The organism is Mycobacterium sp. P4_H6, from assembly GCF_056400845.1.
On record NZ_JBFUKN010000032.1, the window covers coordinates 1 to 18,290 of the forward strand.

Below are 18,290 nucleotides of genomic sequence, written 5' to 3' on the forward strand. Positions count from 1 at the left end.
GTACAGCTTGGCTTCGGTCAGCATGGCGACCCCGACCGAGATCGCCACCACCAGGACGTTGGTGTTGGTGAACTTGACTTTGGTCAGCGTCCGGACACCGCTGGCCGCCACCATGCCGAACAGTGCCACCCCGGCACCGCCGAGCACCGGCAGCGGGATGCCTTCGACGACGGCGGCCATCTTGGGCAGCAGCCCGAGCAGGATCAAGATGATCCCGGCGACCGTCGCCACGTGCCGGGTCCGCACGCCAGTGATGGCGACCAGGCCGACGTTCTGGGCGAACGCGGTGTACGGGAACGTGTTGAAGATGCCGCCGATCACGGTGCCGAGGCCGTCTGCGCGCAGACCGTCGGCGAGCTTCTGCGGGGTGATCTTCTCGTCCACGATCTCGCCGACCGCGACGATATCGCCGGTGGTCTCGGTCATGATCACGATGCCCACGATGAGCAGCGCGATGATCGAGCTGATCTCGAACGTCGGGGCGCCGAACTGGAACGGGGTCACGAATCCGATCCAGGTGTAGTCACCCATATGTTCCCAGTTGGTGAGGCCGAACGGGATCGCCACGACGGTGCCGATGAGCAGACCGAGCAGAATCGACACCCGGCGCAGCGCCTCGGGCGCGAACCGCTCGATGACGATGATCGTGGCCAGGGTGAAGAACCCCAGACCGATCGCCGTCGGCGAGCCGAAGTCCGGCCCGGCAGCGGTGCCGCCGCCGAACCAACCGGCGGCCACCCGCATCAGCGAGACCCCGATGATGAGGATGATGGTCCCGGTCACCAGGGGTGGGAAGAATCGGATGAGTTTCCCGAACACCGGGGCGAGCAGGATCATGAAGAGACCGCAGGCGATCACCGAGCCGTAGATGGCGGTGATGCCGTGATTGGAGCCGATGGTGATCATCGGGCCGACCGCGGCGAAGGTGACACCCTGCATGAGCGGCAACCGAACGCCGAAGCGCCAGAATCCAACTGACTGGATGATCGTCGCGATCCCGGCCACGAACAGGTCCGCCATGATCAGGTGCACGATGTCGGACTGCTCGAGTTGGCCTGCGCCGACCATCGCCCCACCGACGATCAGCGGTACCGCGACCGCGCCGGCATACATCGCCAGCACATGCTGGATGCCAAGTGGCAGTAACCGTTTCAGCGGCGGAACTTCATCGACCGGGCGGACCGTGGGCGTGGGTGCAGCCATGCCGCCATCCTGGGAGAACGAGGTTTCGCGGGGTTTCCCCTGAGATGACCGGTGTATTACGGCCCTACGGGGCGGGGAATGCTGCGGCGGGCATCAGCACATTGCCCCGGCATGGACCGCTGAGGATGTCGGTGTACCAACTGCCCTGCAGGGTGCCGTCGGGCTGGGGTGTGTAGGACACCCAGGACTGCGCCGGGCTGAACACCCGCGGAGTGCTGTCACCGAGGAAGCACTCCCACTGCCAGTTGTACGCAAAGGTCCACTTCTCGCCGGTCCATTTGTAGCGCTGAGGCTGCGGGATCGTCGGGTTCGAGGGCGCGGGACCGTCCAGCACGGTGGCGACGCAGGTACTGCCGGCGCAGGCCGTCGCGAACGTGTAGACGGCGCTCAGATCACCTTCGGCTTGGCGGGCGGCGACGCTGGTGCCGTTCTTCTGCGATGCATAGGTCACGACGTTGTAGCGGCCGTTCCATCCCTGGCCGACAGCGGCGGCGGAGGGCATGGGAGCGAGGCCGGCCACGAGGACGGCTGCCAACGCAGTGCACAGTCGACGGACCAACATCCCTTTCCCTATTCAGTCAAAGATCAGCTGACCTAAAGGTAGCGGGGGGCTGTGACAAAACCGCTGATCGTCATGTCAGCAGCGTCAATTAGAGACCACATTGTGACGGTGCTCGTCCGCCGTGATGTGCGAACCGCCGCCGACCGATCACACCAGAGCGTCGAGTGCGGTGATGATGGCCGGTACGTCGGTGCTTTCCGCCCGGCGGATGTGACGCACCACCGACCCGATGGGTTCAGGCGGCGCGGCGACGACGCGGCCCAGCAGCTTGGTGCGGGCATCTATCGTCTCGACCAGCAGAGGTCGGATGGTGCGCGGCGTGTGCGCGACGACCGTGGCGGTCCGCCAAGCTTCGTCGCGGGCCGCCTCCACACTGAAGTCCAGGGCCAGCGCCACATCGGAACCGCCGACGGTGGTCAGTTCGGCCAGTCTCGGGGAGAACTCTTCGATGGCATCGCGGGCCATGGGGATCACCGACGCCAGAATCTCGTTGATGCGGTCGAAGTCGCGCTGAAAGCTGGGCAGTTTGGTCCGAGCGAACTCGGTGCCGGTCACCACGCCGAGGTCGAGGTTGATATGGGCATTGATCGCCAACAGGAGGTCCTGCAGGACGATGGTGTCCGCGGACAGGGTTCGCTCGAACGCGAAATGCCATGCGCGGCTGGCCTTCCTGCCCTTGCCGAACTGTTCGTACGCGGCGAAGTACGCGTTGGCGAACTGCGCATCGAACCGCGACATCCGGGGCCCGTCATCGAAGAGGCCGTCCTTGATGCCGCGTTTGATACCGAGTGTGACCTGACGGTAGAGCGCGGCAAAGCATCCCAGCGGGTCGGACCGCCTCTTGGTGTCGGCGATGATCGTCCCGAGGTTGTCGAGGACATCGTCGATGTTCGTCGCCTTCGTGGGCATCTGGCCACCCCCTATACCGCCGACTATGGCGACATCCGGGTGTGGTGGTGTGAGTAGTCGGCTACCCGTCTTGGTGGGGATCTCCTCGACGCGGCTGAGCGGGGGTGTCGCGCTGTAACCGCACCATCGTCCACGCGGCGATCGTCTGTGCATCGGTGATGTCTCCGTCGCGGATCATCTGTTCGATCTGCGCGCCGGTGAACCAGGCACTGTGCATGTCCTGCTCTTCGTGCTCGCGCTCGTGCTCACCCTGGGTCAACCCGGTCGCCAGGAACACCCAGCCGCGCTGGCTGCTCATCCCGGGCGCGACGTCCAGTTGCCCGATCCGGACCAGCGAATCCGCCCGCAGGCCCGTTTCCTCGCGGAGTTCGCGGGCCGCCAGTTCGAGGGGCTCCAGGTCGGCCCGGTCGGGCGCGGTACCTTGCGGGAACTCCCAGCGACGCAAACCGATCGGGTAGCGGAACTGCTCGACGAGATGGAAGAGATCACCGTCGCGCGCGACCACCAGCGCGTAGGTGGGCTTGTCTATCACGCCGTAGATGCCGTGGCTGCCGTCGGGTCGCCGGATCGCGTCCTCGCGCACCGTCATCCAGCTGTTGCGGTAGACCTCACGACTGGACATCCGCTCGATCGGTCCCATGGGCCAAGAGTAGCCTCACCAGGGTGTTGCTGACCTCGCTGGACCCGGCCGCCGTGGCCGCCGGGCACGACCTGGCCGACGCGGTGCGTATCGACGGTGTGTCGCTGAGCCGCAGTGACCTGGTGGGAGCGGGCACCTCTGTTGCCGAACGTGTCGCGCGGGCGCAGCGGGTCGCGATCCTTGCCACACCCACTGCGACGACGGTGCTGGCCGTCATCGGCTGCCTGATCGCCGGGGTGCCGTTCGTGCCGGTCCCCGCAGACGTCGGGGTCACCGAACGGGCACACCTGCTCAGCGATTCCGGTGTGCAGGCCTGGCTCGGAGAACTACCTGCCGAAAGCGAAGGACTGCCGCATATCCCGGTGCGGATGCACGCCCGGTCCTGGCACCGCTACGCCGAGCCGCGACCCGAGTCGACGGCGATGATCATGTACACCTCCGGCACGACCGGTTTGCCCAAGGGCGTCACGATCAGTCGGCGCGCCATCGCCGCCGATATCGACGCGCTGGCGCAGGCCTGGGAGTGGACTGCTGCGGACACCCTGGTGCACGGCTTGCCGCTGTTCCATGTGCACGGTCTGGTGCTCGGGTTGCTGGGGTCGCTGCGGATCGGAAACCGGTTCGTACACACCGGGAAACCGACACCACAGGCCTACGCCGAAGCGGCGGGCACGCTGTACTTCGGGGTGCCCACGGTGTGGTCGCGCATCGCCGCCGATGCCGAGTCCGCTCGGGCGCTCTCGTCGGCACGGCTGCTGGTGTCGGGCAGCGCGGCGCTGCCGACGCCGGTGTTCGAGGATCTGGTGAAGCTGACCGGACATGCGCCGGTCGAGCGATACGGCAGCACCGAATCGCTGATCACCATCAGCACCCGGGTCGACGGCGAACGCCGGCCTGGCTGGGTGGGCCTACCGGTGGCCGGGGTGCAGACCCGGTTGGTCGATGACGAAGGTCAGCCCGTGCCGCACGACGGCGAATCGATCGGACAACTCCAGGTGAAGAGCCCCACCAACTTCAGCGGGTACCTCAATCGGCCTGATGCCACGGCTGAGGCCTTCGACGCCGAAGGCTGGTACCGCACAGGTGATGTCGCGGTGATCGACGCCGAAGGAATGCACCGTATCGTCGGGCGCGAATCGGTCGACCTGATCAAATCGGGCGGATTCCGGATCGGCGCCGGGGAGATTGAAACCGTTCTGCTGGGGTATCCGGGTGTCGACGAGGTGGCCGTGGTCGGAGTGCCCGATGACGATCTGGGGCAGCGGATCGTGGCTTTYGTCGTCGGCGACGCGGACCCGGATGAACTCATCCACTTTGTCGCCGAACAGCTTTCGGTACACAAGAGGCCCAGGGAGGTGCGCAAGGTGGACAGTTTGCCACGCAATGCGATGGGCAAGGTGCTCAAGAAGGAACTGGCGAAATGAGGCGGCGCCCATGCTGAGGCTCAGCCAGATTGCCGTCGACGCACGCGACCCGGCGGCGCTGGGGGCGTGGTGGAGCGAGGTCCTGGGCTGGCCGTTGCGCGTCGACTCCGACGGTGACGCTTTTCTGACACCCCCGCCGGGGCACGGGGCCGAGTTGTTGTTCCTCGGGGTGCCCGAGGACAAGGTGGTCAAGAACCGTCTGCACCTGGACTTCACGCCCGAGGACCAGCAGGCCGAGGTCGACCGGGTGCTCGCACTCGGCGCGCGCCGAGTGGACATCGGTCAGGGCGAGCAGACCTGGGTGGTGCTGGCCGATCCGGAGGGCAACGAGTTCTGCATCCTCGCCGCCGAATAACCGCTCGGAGCAAGCTAGTTGGCGTGCAGCGCCTCATTCAGGGTGATGCCGGTGCCGTCGCGTTTGACGACCTCGACCGCACCGGACAGTGAGTTGCGGCGGAACAACAGGTTGCTCGAACCCGAGAGTTCCTTGGCCTTGACGGTCTGACCGTCCGCGGTGGTCACCTTGGTGCCGCCTGTGACATAAAGCCCGGCTTCGATGACGCAGTCGTCGCCCAGCGAGATGCCCAGCCCGGCGTTCGCGCCCAGCAGGCAACGTTTGCCCACCTTGATGACTTCTTTGCCGCCACCGGACAGGGTGCCCATGATGGAGGCGCCGCCGCCGATGTCGGAGCCGTCGTCGACCACCACGCCCGCCGAGATGCGGCCCTCCACCATGGAGTTGCCCAGGGTGCCGGCGTTGAAGTTCACGAAACCCTCGTGCATGACGGTGGTGCCGGATGCCAGGTGCGCGCCCAGACGCACCCGGTCGGCGTCGGCGATGCGCACCCCGGTCGGAGTCACGTAGTCGACCATCCGGGGAAACTTGTCGATGCCGTACACCGTGACCGCCCCGCGGCGACGCAGCTTGGCACGCACCAGCTCGAAGCCCTCGACCGCGGCCGGCCCGAAGTTCGTCCACACCACGTTGGCCAGCAGCCCGAAAATGCCGTCGAGATTGGCCTCGTGCGGCTTGATCAGGCGGTGGGAAAGCAGATGCAGCCGCAGGTAGGCATCGAACGTGTCGGCGGGCTTGTCATCCAGCGAGGCGATGGTGGTGCGCACCGCGACGACCTCGACATCACGGTCGGTGTCCGGGCCGGTCAGATCGGCCAGGTTGTCGGTCAGCTCGGCGACCGACAGCCGCGTGGTGCCCGTGGATCCGTCGCCAGTCAGCTCAGGAGCGGGAAACCAGGTATCCAGGACGGTTCCTTCGGCGGCGATGGTGGCCAGGCCGAAGCCAGATGCAGCAGTCACGGGGCTACACGCTACTGGACTAACCTCAGTGCCCATGGGGCTAGACCTGCGCGCCGATCCGATCGCACTGACCGCCGCGCTGGTGGACATCCCCAGCGAGTCGCGCCACGAGCGGCGCATCGCCGACGAGATCGAGGTGGCGCTGCGTGAGCAGGCGCCGCACTTCGAGGTCATCCGTAATGGTGACGCCGTGCTGGCCCGCACCAATCTGGGCCGTTCGTCACGGGTGCTGCTGGCCGGGCACACCGACACCGTGCCGGCCGCCGACAACCTGCCCAGCCGCGTCGAAGACGGCCGGATGTACGGCTGTGGCACCTCGGACATGAAGTCTGGCGATGCGGTGTTCCTGCACCTGGCCGCCACCATCGCCGAGCCCGCCCACGACCTCACCCTGGTCATGTACGACTGCGAGGAGATCGAGTCCAGCGCCAACGGACTGGGCCGCATCGAGCGCGAGCTCCCGGACTGGCTGACCGCCGACGTCGCGATCCTCGGTGAGCCCTCCGGCGGGTTCATCGAGGCCGGCTGCCAGGGCACCATCCGGATCGTTGCGAGCGCAGCCGGAACACGGGCGCACTCGGCACGATCCTGGCTGGGCGACAACGCCATTCACAAACTCGGTGCCGTACTCGACCGGCTGTCGCGGTACGAGGCCCGCAGCGTGGACATCGACGGCTGTGTGTACCGCGAGGGACTTTCCGCGGTGCGCATCGATGGCGGTGTCGCGGGCAACGTCATCCCGGATGCGGCGACGGTGACCGTCAACTTCCGATTCGCTCCCGACCGCAGCGTCGAGCAGGCGATCGCGCACGTGCACGAGGTGCTCGAGGGTCTGGACGTGTCGCTGCAGGTCACCGATTCCGCCGCCGGCGCGCTGCCCGGGCTGGCCAACCCCGCGGCCGCAGCGCTGGTGGCCGCGGCCGGCGGACAGGTGCGCGCCAAATACGGCTGGACCGATGTGTCACGGTTCGCCGCGCTGGGCATTGCCGCGGTCAACTACGGTCCCGGGGATCCGAACCTGGCGCACAAGGTCGACGAGCATGTCGACATCGCGGCGATCACCGCCACCACCGAGACGCTGCGGGCGTACTTAATCGCTTGACCCGATTCGGTAGCATGGTTCACGTGCTGGGAATCGACGACATCTCCGGGTAGTTCCCGAGATCTCACCTGTCGTCCGTAAAACCTCTCTCTCCTTTTGGAGTTCCCGCATGTCTATTGTCTGTTCCCATCTGTCGTTCCACTGGCCCGATGACACACCGGTGTTCACGGATCTGTCCTGCTCGTTCGGACGCGGCCGGTTCGGGCTGGTGGCGCCCAACGGCGCCGGTAAGAGCACGTTGCTGCGCCTGATCGCCGGTGAACTCACGCCGTCGGCCGGCGCCGTGGTGGTCGACGGAATACTGGGATATCTACCGCAGAACCTGCCGTTCCTGGCCGAGCACACCGTGTCCGACGTGCTCGGGGTGACGCCGGTGGTCGCCGCGCTGGACGCGCTGGCCGCCGGTGATGCCGGCGAGGCCGTGTTCGCCGCCATCGGTGACGACTGGGATATCCAGGAACGTTCGCGCGCCGAGCTGGATCGGCTCGGACTGGACCTGGGGTTGGACCGCCCGTTGTCCACGTTGTCGGGTGGTCAGGTGGTGTCGTTGGGGCTGACGGCTCAACTCCTGCGCCGACCCGATGTCCTGTTGCTCGACGAGCCCACCAACAATCTGGATATCGATGCCCGCCAACGGCTTTACGACGCCTTGGAAGATTTCGGCGGTTGCCTGCTGGTGGTCAGTCACGACCGGGTGCTGTTGGACCGGATGGACTCGATCGCCGAGTTGCGTGCCGGTGAGGTCTCGTTCTACGGCGGCGGATTCAGCGATTACCAGGCGGCGGTGCAGGCTGCCCAGGATGTTGCCGAAAGCAATATCCGCAATGCCGAGCAGGAACTCAAACGGCACAAGCAGCAGATGCAGCAGGCGCGCGAGCGAGCCGATAAGCGATCGTCGACCGCGAAACGCAATCTCAAGGACGCGGGCCTGCCGAAAATTGTTGCCGGCAAACTGAAACGGGACGCTCAGCAGTCGGCGGCCAAGGCCGACGATATGCACGCCCGGCGGGTCAGCGACGCCCGGGACCGACTCGATGACGCCGAGCGCGCGTTGCGCGATGACGATGTGCTGGCCCTGGATCTGCCCGACACCGAGGTTCCTACCGGCCGCGTGATGTTCAGCGGAACCGATTTGGCGTCAAGGACTTTCGCGGGACTCGATATCGATATCCGCGGGCCGGAACGCATCGCGCTGACCGGCGGTAATGGCGTGGGAAAGTCGACGTTGCTCCGGATCATCTCCGGTGACCTGCCGCCCGACACGGGGGAGCTGCAGCGCGGTGACGGTCGCATCGCGTATCTGTCGCAGCGGCTGGATCTGCTCGAGGAGCAGGCGTCGGTGGCCGATTGCCTGGCGGCCTACGCCCCGGCGATGTCGGTGACCCGTCGGCGGCATCTGTTGGCGCAGTTCCTGTTCCGGGGCGACCGTATCGATCTGCCGATCGGTGCGCTCTCCGGTGGGGAGCGGTTGCGCGCGACGTTGGCGTGCGTGCTGTTCGCCGAGCCGGCGCCGCAATTGCTGCTGCTGGACGAACCGACGAACAACCTCGATCTGGCCAGCGTCGCTCAGCTGGAGTCGGCGCTGAACGCCTATCGGGGAGCGTTCGTCGTGGTGAGCCACGATGAGAGCTTCCTGGCCAACATCGGTGTCCAGCGCAGGCTGCTGCTGGCCGACGGGGTGTTGGTGGCGACTTAATCGATCTGGGGACGGGTCGGTGCGGGACGGGCCGGCTGGGGAGCCTCGACGGGCGCGCGACCCGACGGGGAGCTCGGGCCGGCCTGCGCCTCGTGGGCCGGGGCGGGTTCGGACTTTTCGCGCTTGCCGGCCTGGTCTTCGCGCTCACGCTCCGCGTCGCGTTCCTCTTCGGACTTCTCACCCTCTTTGAGCTTCGCGGCCTGGGCTGCCTGGGCGGCCTGCTGTGAAGCCTGTTGGGTGGCTTGCGCAACGCCCTGCATCACCTRCTGTGCGCCTTGTTGCAGGCCTTGAGCCAGCCCTTGCAGCGGCGCGGTGACGGACTGGGCGAGTTGGCCGACCTGCTGGCCGACCTGACCCATGATCTGGCCCATCTGACCCATCATGTCGCCGCCAGCCGCGGCCGGACTGCCCGCGCCGGATGTTCCAGGGGCGCCGCCGCTGCCGCCGGGCTCGCCCTTGCCTTCCAATGCATCGGCGGCGGCCTGCAGGCGCGAGGCGCCTTCCTCGTCGCCCGCGGCGTACGCGCTGGCTGCTTTCTGCAGCAGATCGGCAATGGTGGAGGCCGATGTCGAGGTGACGCCCAGGGTGCTGCCGCGTCCGCCGAGGACATTGCTCAGCGCGCCGCTCACGGCCGAGGCGATGGCGCCATGGCTGTTCTGCACGCCGGTGCCTTCGGCAGCCGTAAGCCCGGACAGTCCGGAGACCACCTGGGAGTGCAGCTCTGAGTAGTTCCGCACGCCGTCGGTCTGGACGAAGAGTGGATCGGTCATGTGTCAGCCCCTGTCGTTCGCAGCTAATTCTATGGCCGACGCGGGGGCGTGTTGGGCGGGAGTTTTCGTGCGGGTGCGGGCATTAGACTGCGGCCCGGGTGGCAACGCCATCCGGGTTGCGAGCCGAGTCCTACGCGGTCGGGTTCGAGGCTGGGATCGAGTAGGCCGAGTGGACCGAGCGAACCTCTCGGACCCCGCCGCTGGGCCCCCTCGGCCCGTAGGTCGGGTCGTTCATCAGCCGCGGGAAGTCGACCGGAAACTCAAACGGCCCGCCGAACGGACCATCATCCGTGACTTCCTGGGTTGGATCCTCGGTGGGATCCTGGGGTTCGGCCAGGGCTGGTGGTGCGGCGATGAGCGTGCCGGCGGTGATTGCCGCGGCGATAGCACCAATGATGATGTTTTTCATTTTTGGCTCCAACTGTCAATAGTTAGCCAAGTTTTATTTTACGCCTACATCTCGGGCTTTTCCTCTAGCTGAGGTAACGACATTTCGCGTATGCGGTGATTGCACATTCAACTGTCGCAATCTGCATGTTCCGAATGATTGCCCGGTTATGGCAATGGTCATGACGCGAGAATGTCGGTGCGAGACCGATCTTGATCGGTCACCTTGGCTGGGGAGCGAGATTAGCTAACGACGACGTGTCACGGTCGAGGCTGTGCAGCTCGAATCGGTGGGGAACCATCCCGGTACCCGGACCCGTCGATGCGGAGTCCGGTTCGTCCGTCCGGGCTGGCGTTGCGGTGAACGGCATGGTGGCTGCGATGGCAAAGCTGTGTGCCGTGCCGGCGAGGCGTCATCGCTGACTCCTTCGGCAAGGGTCACGTTAGGACCCCGAACTGGCATCCGGCTGGGGAGTGGCGCAGGGTTCGCTGAAAGTGAGCCTGCACCCGGTTTCATCTGGTCGGATCACAGCGGCCGGCCGGGATGGCCGGCCGCGGACTCTGGCGCCCGAGGTGTTCAGGCATCGCACCGGAACTAGCTTGTCGCAGTACCGACATCGGCCGGCCAACCGGGAGTCGCAGGCAGTACCGGGAAGTCGGATCGCTTATATGTCCGCGCAGGGAAGAATTGGCGGCTCTCGGGCGACGTGGCGGCCTGGGCTCGGCATTGCTCGATTTCTTTTCCCCTGTCAGGCCACTCTGCCGTGAGGACGTAGCCACCCTGGTGGTTGGTCACGCGCCATCCTCCGAAGACGTTTGTGAACGGTGCGCGTGACGGTCCTTGTTGTGGCGCTGCAGGTTCGCCATTTCCAGGCCCCTTCAGCCCGATCCGAAAAGGGCTGAAGCCGCCGTATGGTCCAGGTTCGGTCGCCGCCTTGAACTTGTCGCCGACGAGCACGCCGCTGTCGTACGTGTAGAGGCATCCGTAAATCGTGGCGCCCTGATTGGACTGGTCGACTCGGAGAATGTGTTGGTGGAAGGTGCCAACCCACGCGCGAGGTCGCCCATCGCGGAGCGGCCAAAGGCCTTCAGTCCCATCCGGCCCGTCGGGGTTATTGGCATCGACTGATTGCGCAAACCCCGGATACAGGTACTTCTCGTCATCGGTGAGATAAGCGAGATAGTAGGACTCCACATATGCCCGCACGACGACTGCCGGGCCCGTGGTCAGATCGATACCCGGTTCGCCGGTCCACGTCATGCTGAAGTCGCTCAAGGCTTCTGGCCATCCGGCGGGTGGTGACTCGGGGGTCTCGGCCGTCTGCTGCGGTGTGCACCCCGTCACCATGAACAGCGCTGCTGCGACGATGCTTCCGAACAACCGCGCACGTCGGGGCGCGGTCATCAAGCATTGAGCAGCGAGCCGGTTCATGTCCATTGGTAGCCGCCCACTGCTACTCCGTCGCTGGTGCGGCCTTGGCCGGCCAGCCGGGAATGGCCGGCAACGTGGGGTCTCAACCTCCACCGCCGTTGTCGGGATCGGGCGGCCAACCGGGAGTTGGTGGCAACGCTGGGAAATCTGACTTCGTGTATGCCCGCTCAGGGACAGTTTGTCGGCTCGCGGTCGTCCCGCCAGCACGAGCCCGACACTCGTCTATGTCTTGTCCTCTATCTGGCCATTCGGATGTGAGTAAGTAGCCACCTTGATGGTTGGTCACGCGCCATTCGCCGAACACATTCGTTGACGGCGCGCGCGACGGTCCCGACTGGGAGTCCTGAGTGTCGCCGGTGTTCGGTGCTTTCAGTCCGACGCGGAACGCGCTTATTCCGCCGTAGGGACCTGGTTCGGTGTTCTTCCTGATCTCGTCACCTTGCACGATCGCGCTTTCGTACGTGTACATACATCCGAAGGCAACCACGTTCTGCTCCGACTGTTCGACTCGGAGAATGTGCTGCCGTAGGGTGCCTATCCACGTGCGAGGTTGATCGGTCAACGGCCAGAGTTCCTCCGTGCCTTCAGGACCATCGGGGTTGTTGACCTCGACTGACTGCGCGAAGCCTGGGTACAGGTACTTCGCATCGTCGGTGACATGCGCCAGGTAGAACGACTCGATGTAGGCCCGCACGACGACTGCCGGGCCCGTGGTCAGATCAATACCCGGTTCGCCGGTCCACGTCATGCTGAAGTCGCTCAAGGCTTCTGGCCATCCGGCGGGTGGTGACTCGGGGGTCTCGGCCGTCTGCTGCGGTGTGCACCCCGTCACCATGAACAGCGCTGCTGCGACGATGCTTCCGAACGATCTCACACGGCGGCGAGCGATCGGTGCGAGTTGAACAGCGAGGCGATTCATTGCTCCTTGCCGATCTCTACTTCGTCGCTGGGGCCGCTTCGGCCGGCCAACCAGGAGTCGCAGGCAGTACCGGGAAGTCGGATCGCTTATATGTCCGCGCAGGGAAGAATTGGCGATCTTCTGGTGCATTTGGGGCGTGCTTTAGACACTGTTGCTTGTCGCGAAAGTTATCGGGCCACTCCGCCGTGAGGACATAGCCACCCTGGTGGTTGGTCACGCGCCATTCACCAAAGACATTTGTGAACGGCGCCCGCGAGGGTCCCTCCTGGGGGGGAAGCTTTTCCTCAATGGTAGGAGCTTTCAGCTCGACTCGAAAAGCGTTGATGCCGCCATACTCGCCACTTTCGGTGGCCGCCTTGAACTTATCGCCGATGAGTACGCCGCTGTCGTACGTGTAGAGGCATCCGTATATCGCGACGTTTTGGTCCGACTTCTCTRTTCGGACGATGTGTTGCCGAAAGGTGCCGACCCACGTGTCGGGCCCATCGAAAGGCGGCCAGAGTTCTTCTGTTCCGTCGGGTCCGTCAGGTTCGTTGGCATCGACTGCCTGTGCAAATCCCGGATAGAGATACTTCTCATCATCAGATAGGTCAGCAAGGTAGTACGACTCTATGTAGGCCCTGGCGACGACAACAGGCCTTGCAGTCAGGTCAATGCCTGGCCCAGCGGTCCACGCAACGGTGAAGTCGTTCAATGCTTCTGGCCAACCGGCGGGCGGCGACTCCGGGGCTTTCTGCGCCTGCGGCGCGCACCCGACGCTTGCGATCAAAACGGCCGCGCCAATGATCGCCGATAATCGCGCAAAGCGGCCGGCCATCACCCTTCACCCTCATCTGCGTTGGGTGTTTTCACGATGTCCGGGTCTTGGATCATCAGGTTGTAGCGATCTGCGTAGATCTCATCCGCTCCGTCACCATCCACCAGGACGGTGTAACTACCCATCGCTTGATTTATAGCGGTGGCAAAATCGCCGTCGCTGACGCCGTCGGGTTGGACTATCCGCGGAGGGTTACCGTCGACGTACCCCTCCGGAAGTGACACGTTCTGATTGGTCGCGAGCATCGACTCCAGCAGGACGGTGCTCGCCCTGGTCTCCGCCATCTGCGGAAGAGGTCGATCTACCGGGGGAGGAGCATTCTCGAACAGCTCTTGACCGAATACTGCACCGACCTGAGCAATTGTCGGGCCGGCCACTACTCCGACTCCGGGGATCATCGAACCGCCGGTTCCCAAGCCGGCCACGGCGGCGTCAAACCCATTCTTCTTCCACTGCGTCTCATCTGCTTCGGCTTGGTGTCCGTTCGCCTCGAATGCCTGGAATGCTTCGTGGGCACCGACATCTACCAAGCCGCGCATGGTCGCCGCTGCTTCCAGGTGGGCCTGGGACTGTGGGTCCTTCGCATCCATGGCGAATGCGGTCTCCTCTTTCATCGCCATGTCGTATGCGGTCGAGTTGATCAGATTCGCTGCGTCTGCGTCGGTGTTCAAGACCGCGAAAACGCCTTTGGCGTTGGACATCAATCCGTCTTGCCTTGACTTGTTGTCGTCAATCTCGAATGGCCCGCCCGCCCCAGATATCCCGCCCATGTCGTCTACAAACGGCACGAGTCCGTGTGCATACCGCTGGGTCAGTTCGGGATTCAGTTGACCCAACGTCTGGCCGTCGATATCCAACAGGTCTGGGCGATGAACACCGAGGTACTCGGCATATCTTTCAGCGGTTTCAGCGGCACGCTCGGCCTCCTCCGGGGTGCCGAAGCTGTCCTCGTTGGTCCAGCTGAACAGGTATCCCGCAGCCTTGCCGTCGTCCTGCCAATCAATCGTGTTCACGTCGTGCAGGAAATCGTCGACGTCCACGCCATTCCTGCCCATGAGGTGGTCATTGACGATCTGATGGTCGTCGTCGACTGCCTCGAACAAGGCCTGCGCGGTTGACCGACCGTTGTCCAGCCCTCCATGGGATTGTTCGGCGTCCATCACCCTGTCCGCGGCGAGGATGAGTTGGCGGTCAAGTTCTGTACCGGTCTGAAACTTCGGATCTCCGTCTTTGACGATGTCGGCGATGTCGGTGATGCGATCGCCGTAGTACAGCGATGTCGGCCGTTCGCCGTACTCGCCAAGGGGGGCGAAATCAGCCTTCTCCAGCGCGAACCGCACCTCGTCGGGCAATTGGCTTGCAGATCCCTTGACCGGCCCCTCGGCGCCACCGGTGATCTCGACGTCATCGTTGCTCATCAACTGCCACGAGTCGGCGATGATGTTGCCTTTGTCGCCGAGGCGTTCATTGGCGTCTTTGAGTTCGGAGACGCTCATGTCTTTCTGCTGTTTCTGCATTTGTGACAGATAGGCGTTCTGCTCCGGGCTCAGCGGGGTGCCCGGGCTGATCGAATCAAGGGCGTTGTTGACTCGCTCGGCGGCACCTTGATCGCCGTCCTGGAGCGCGTCCTCGACATCCCGAGCGGCTTGCTCCTCGATCGGGAGCGCGGTCATCTCTTCTTCATTGCTGACCAGCTGGACGTCGTCGTCCTCAGCCTCGCCCTCGCCGGTCCCGCCCATCTTCTGGTCCTTGAGCGCATCCCATTCCGGGCCCAGCTTGGTGATGTCACCGGCAACCCGGGCGAGCTCGTCGTTCGACGACGTCACGATCCCGGTGAGTTCGCTGAGTCCGCGCTGCACAATCGGCATCAACAACTGATCGCGGTTCTTGCCCGGCGGCACCGAAGCCGCCGCGGCGACAACCCATTGCCGCAGGTTGTCCAGGTTCTGCCGGCCGGTGGCAACGACATTGGCGGACTCGTTCACGTGGGCGGCCAGCCGCCTGTCCAGTTTGGCGAGCTCACCGAGGACGCGGGCGTGCTCGGTGTTGACCGCGCCGTAGGCGTCGGCGGCGATGCCCGTCCAGTTCGATCCGGGCGCGGCGGTCTGCACCGTCGACTGCAGCGATTCGAACTGTGCGCTCTGATCGAACTGCTCGCCGGTCTGCGGCACACCCGAACCGAACGTGTCCCGCGCCTTGTCCCAGGTCGACAGAAACCCGTCGAGCGCACTCACCTGAACATCACCGTCCCCCGAATTGCTCCTCGAGCAATCTTAAAACGGCGGCAGACCCGCTCGATGCAGCTTTTTTGTAGCGGGGTTCAGCGTCGGGAACTCGAACGGGGACGGTGATATTCGTGCGCGTTCGGATCCCACGCATAGCGCCGTGAGACCCAGTCCTTCGGCCGATACGGTGTCACGAGTACGAGCGCACCGATGGCGGTGACGACGAACCCCGTCGTCACGGAAATTTTCTTCAAGGYCTGACCCCCCAGGTCACGTCGCTGCCGTGCGCGCCGTCCGGGCCGTCCCCTCGACCGCAATGACCGCGCTTATGGCATGTTCTGCCAAGTGTTAGCCATCGCCACGTTACCGCAAAGCCGCCGAAGTGTGGGGCAAAGTTGCCGACTAAGTTCCCGGGCGGTGTGCGTGCCGCACGCTGTGGGTCATGCCGCGGGGTGTCATATGGGGGTCGCGATCCAGATAATGCAATTGGAAACGGTGGTGAATCACCTTGGTGCTCGACGTCTCCGACGTTTTGTCCGGCTCGTCAGCTTGGGCGGGTGCCGCGGTGAAGAGCACGCCGGCCGTGATGGCGATCGTTGCTGCGGTTACTGCAATGCGTCTCATTGCCGGCTCCTTCTGCCAACGCTCACAGTAGGGCCGCAAACTTGTGGCTCACTGTGGTCTGACGCCGGATTGGCTGAACAGTCAGACACGTTGCGCGGAGCCGAATTACCTCAGTTGATCCCGACCGGCCGAAGTGGTGCAGGTCGAGCGGCCTTGAACATGGTGAGAATGTCCTGACCGGGTGGCGTCGGTCCCGTGGTCGTCGGCGGGCGCAGGTAGCTTTCGGCCGCCGCGATGAACGCGCCGGAGAGCACCCGACTCATCTCGGTCGTGATGTGGCTGCCATCGCGATAGACCAGCGTGTCGCCAATGACGCTGGGGCACTTGGTGGCATTGCAGAACAGTTCGGTGAAATCGAGGTAGGAGACGTTGTCGTACTGCTCGGCGACGGACCGCTCGACGGCCCGTAACTCGGAATCCAGTGCCTCGGTTCTGTCGAGCGCGCAGTAGTCGGCGTCATCGATGAAGCGGGACAGACAGATCGACGGTGTGGTTCCGGTGGACGGGGTGTCGGCCAGCAGGACCAGATGCGACTGGGTGGGCAGGCGCTCGACCGCCGCGGTCAGCGCTTCGCGCCAGAGCTGTCCGCGATTCTCTTCGCCGGGGAAGTACAACTTCCCGAAGTTGCCCATGATCACCAGCGCCGGCGGATCTGCGGCGAGCTTGCTCGCCACATTCTCGATCCACGTCGGGCAACTGGTCGAGGCAATATTCGACGGCGGCGCGGCCGGGCAACTGCTCTTGGTATGCGACTCCAGGCGCACCTCGCCGCTCTCGGCCAGCGGCCGCAGCGCCGGATACCACTGCGCGGCATGTGAATCCCCGAACAGCACCACCCGTGGAGCGGCAGGGTTGGAACCGATGACGCAGTCCGCGAGCTCGGTCTGACTGAGATTGCGGTGGCAGCCGTTGTCGTAGACGACCGGCTGGTCGTTGTCCGCCTCGGCCAGCGTCGGGATCAGATTCGTCGGCACGTACCCGGTGCCCGCGGGGCTCGCACTGAGCACGATCGGCTCGGCAGGCTGACCGTTGTCCAGCCGGGACTGGACCACCAGGCCGGCCGTCAGGGCCGTCACCACGACCGTCGTCATGGCGCCCACTGCCACACCGAAGGTGCGGCGTGGCCGCGCCGTCGTGAGCCACCTCAGTCGCTGACCGGGAATCTCGACGTAGGTGTAGACCAGCCACGCCATTGGCACACAGGCCAGCGCGAGCGCGATGCGCGCCCACATCGGCAGGTGTTCCATATAAGCGCCGGCAGCGACCGGCAGCATCAACACCGGCCAGTGCACGAGGTACAGGGAGTAGGAGATATCGCCGATCCAGGTGGCCGGCCGCACGCTCAGCATTCCGGCCGGGCCGCCCGGCGCGGTGCCCGCGGCGATCAGCAGGGCGGCGCCCAGCACGGGGATGGCCACCGCCGCACCGGGATAGACGGTCTTGGTGGTGAAGACCATGCCGGCACCGATGATCGCCGCCAGGCCGGCCCACCCCAGCGCGGCAGCGATGCGCGGCGAGAACAGCTTTCGTCCGTCGAGCAGTGCGAGGGCCACCAGCGCGCCGAGCCCGAACTCCCACACCCGGGCCGGCAGCAGGAAGAACGCGTCGGGTTGCGTGTAGGTCGTGGAGTACTGACAGACCGCGAAGGACACCGCGATGATCGCCGACATGGCGACCGCCATCGTCCAGCGCGCCTTGAAGAATCGGAACAAGATCGCCAGCAGCAACGGCCACAGCAGATAGAACTGTTCCTCGACGCCCAGGGACCAGTAGTGCAGGAACAGCGACGGGGTCTTCTCCGCGAGGTAGTCCGTCGCGTTGTAGGCGAACCAGAGATTGGGGATGTAGAAGGYCGCGGCCATGGCGTCTTTGACCACATAGCCGAATTGGATCGGCGAGACCAGGAGTCGGGCGGCCAGCACCGTGGCGACGATGACGACGAAGGCTGCCGGCAACAGGCGGCGGGCACGACGGGCGTAGAACGATGCGAAGCCGATGCGGCCGTTTGTCCGCAGTCCTTCGAGGAGGTGGGTGCTGATGAGGAAACCGGATATGACGAAGAAGACGTCGACGCCGACGTATCCGCCGCCGAATCCCGGTATCTCCGCGTGGAACAACACGACCAGCACGACGGCGATGGCGCGCATGCCCTGAATGTCGAGGCGTTTCTTCCGGACTGCCGCGCTCGCGTCCTGCTCCCTGATGGTTGCGCTCCTTGTAATCGCAATCAACTGACGGACGTCACCCTAAAGGGTTTGCCGTCTGT

At 64.9% G+C, this 18,290-nt stretch carries 16 protein-coding genes; 4 read left to right on the top strand and 12 right to left on the bottom strand.

Annotated features, from left to right (window positions below; translation table 11 throughout):
* The 4 genes from AC1DTF_RS15240 to AC1DTF_RS15255 all read right to left on the bottom strand — a co-directional run.
* The coding region (locus AC1DTF_RS15240) for a nucleobase:cation symporter-2 family protein (RefSeq protein WP_477474680.1) at positions 1-1,203 on the bottom strand (1,203 nt) is incomplete at its 3' end.
* Between the two features lie 64 nt (positions 1,204-1,267).
* On the bottom strand, positions 1,268-1,765 hold the full coding sequence (locus AC1DTF_RS15245) for an Rv2253 family sensor-like surface protein (protein ID WP_057165800.1): 498 nt from the start codon (positions 1,763-1,765) through the stop codon (positions 1,268-1,270).
* Positions 1,766-1,912: 147 nt separating this feature from the next.
* Complete coding sequence (locus AC1DTF_RS15250; RefSeq protein WP_477474681.1) at positions 1,913-2,674, bottom strand: DUF5995 family protein; 762 nt, start codon at positions 2,672-2,674, stop codon at positions 1,913-1,915.
* A 61-nt stretch (positions 2,675-2,735) separates the two neighbouring features.
* On the bottom strand, positions 2,736-3,314 hold the full coding sequence (locus AC1DTF_RS15255) for an NUDIX domain-containing protein (RefSeq protein WP_057165802.1): 579 nt from the start codon (positions 3,312-3,314) through the stop codon (positions 2,736-2,738).
* 23 nt (positions 3,315-3,337) lie between these two features.
* Between AC1DTF_RS15255 and AC1DTF_RS15260 the strand changes: the two genes are divergently transcribed.
* Both AC1DTF_RS15260 and AC1DTF_RS15265 read left to right on the top strand, forming a co-directional pair.
* Complete coding sequence (locus tag AC1DTF_RS15260) at positions 3,338-4,738, top strand: acyl-CoA synthetase (protein WP_057165803.1); 1,401 nt, start codon at positions 3,338-3,340, stop codon at positions 4,736-4,738.
* 10 nt (positions 4,739-4,748) lie between these two features.
* A complete protein-coding gene (locus AC1DTF_RS15265) occupies positions 4,749-5,093 on the top strand; it encodes a VOC family protein (protein ID WP_057165804.1) in 345 nt (114 codons plus the stop codon).
* Positions 5,094-5,107: 14 nt separating this feature from the next.
* Here the strand turns inward: AC1DTF_RS15265 and dapD are convergent, their stop codons facing one another.
* Positions 5,108-6,088: a 2,3,4,5-tetrahydropyridine-2,6-dicarboxylate N-succinyltransferase gene (gene dapD / locus AC1DTF_RS15270; RefSeq protein ID WP_477474682.1), complete on the bottom strand. Its 981-nt coding sequence runs from the start codon at positions 6,086-6,088 to the stop codon at positions 5,108-5,110.
* On the opposite strand from dapD, the gene dapE reads away from it, so the two are divergent.
* Together dapE and AC1DTF_RS15280 are read left to right on the top strand one after the other, a co-directional pair.
* Positions 6,087-7,154, top strand: coding sequence for a succinyl-diaminopimelate desuccinylase (gene dapE / locus AC1DTF_RS15275; protein WP_477474683.1), 1,068 nt, complete (start codon positions 6,087-6,089; stop codon positions 7,152-7,154). The genes dapD and dapE overlap by 2 nt on opposite strands.
* Before the next feature lie 109 nt (positions 7,155-7,263).
* Positions 7,264-8,850, top strand: a complete 1,587-nt coding sequence (locus AC1DTF_RS15280) for an ABC-F family ATP-binding cassette domain-containing protein (RefSeq protein ID WP_477474684.1) — start codon at positions 7,264-7,266, stop codon at positions 8,848-8,850.
* Here the strand turns inward: AC1DTF_RS15280 and AC1DTF_RS15285 are convergent.
* The 7 genes from AC1DTF_RS15285 to AC1DTF_RS15315 all read right to left on the bottom strand — a co-directional run bounded on the left by AC1DTF_RS15285 (position 8,847) and on the right by AC1DTF_RS15315 (position 18,171).
* The gene (locus AC1DTF_RS15285; protein WP_477474685.1) at positions 8,847-9,620 is read right to left on the bottom strand and encodes an ESX-1 secretion-associated protein; all 774 of its coding nucleotides are present in this window, start codon (positions 9,618-9,620) and stop codon (positions 8,847-8,849) included. The genes AC1DTF_RS15280 and AC1DTF_RS15285 overlap by 4 nt on opposite strands.
* 130 nt (positions 9,621-9,750) lie before the next feature.
* Positions 9,751-10,029, bottom strand: coding sequence for a hypothetical protein (locus tag AC1DTF_RS15290; protein ID WP_477474686.1), 279 nt, complete (start codon positions 10,027-10,029; stop codon positions 9,751-9,753).
* A gap of 573 nt (positions 10,030-10,602) precedes the next feature.
* Positions 10,603-11,388, bottom strand: coding sequence for a hypothetical protein (locus AC1DTF_RS15295; protein ID WP_477474687.1), 786 nt, complete (start codon positions 11,386-11,388; stop codon positions 10,603-10,605).
* Positions 11,389-11,521: 133 nt separating this feature from the next.
* Entirely contained in the window at positions 11,522-12,358 is an 837-nt protein-coding gene (locus tag AC1DTF_RS15300; RefSeq protein WP_477474688.1) for a hypothetical protein, read from the bottom strand.
* A gap of 16 nt (positions 12,359-12,374) precedes the next feature.
* Positions 12,375-13,175 carry a hypothetical protein gene (locus AC1DTF_RS15305; protein ID WP_477474689.1) on the bottom strand — a complete coding sequence of 267 codons (801 nt, stop codon included), beginning with the start codon at positions 13,173-13,175 and terminating at the stop codon, positions 12,375-12,377.
* Positions 13,175-15,409: a TPR repeat domain-containing protein gene (locus AC1DTF_RS15310; protein WP_477474690.1), complete on the bottom strand. Its 2,235-nt coding sequence runs from the start codon at positions 15,407-15,409 to the stop codon at positions 13,175-13,177. The genes AC1DTF_RS15305 and AC1DTF_RS15310 overlap by 1 nt, the downstream gene beginning before the upstream one ends.
* 725 nt (positions 15,410-16,134) lie before the next feature.
* On the bottom strand, positions 16,135-18,171 hold the full coding sequence (locus AC1DTF_RS15315; protein ID WP_477474691.1) for an acyltransferase family protein: 2,037 nt from the start codon (positions 18,169-18,171) through the stop codon (positions 16,135-16,137).
* Positions 18,172-18,290 lie beyond the last annotated feature (119 nt).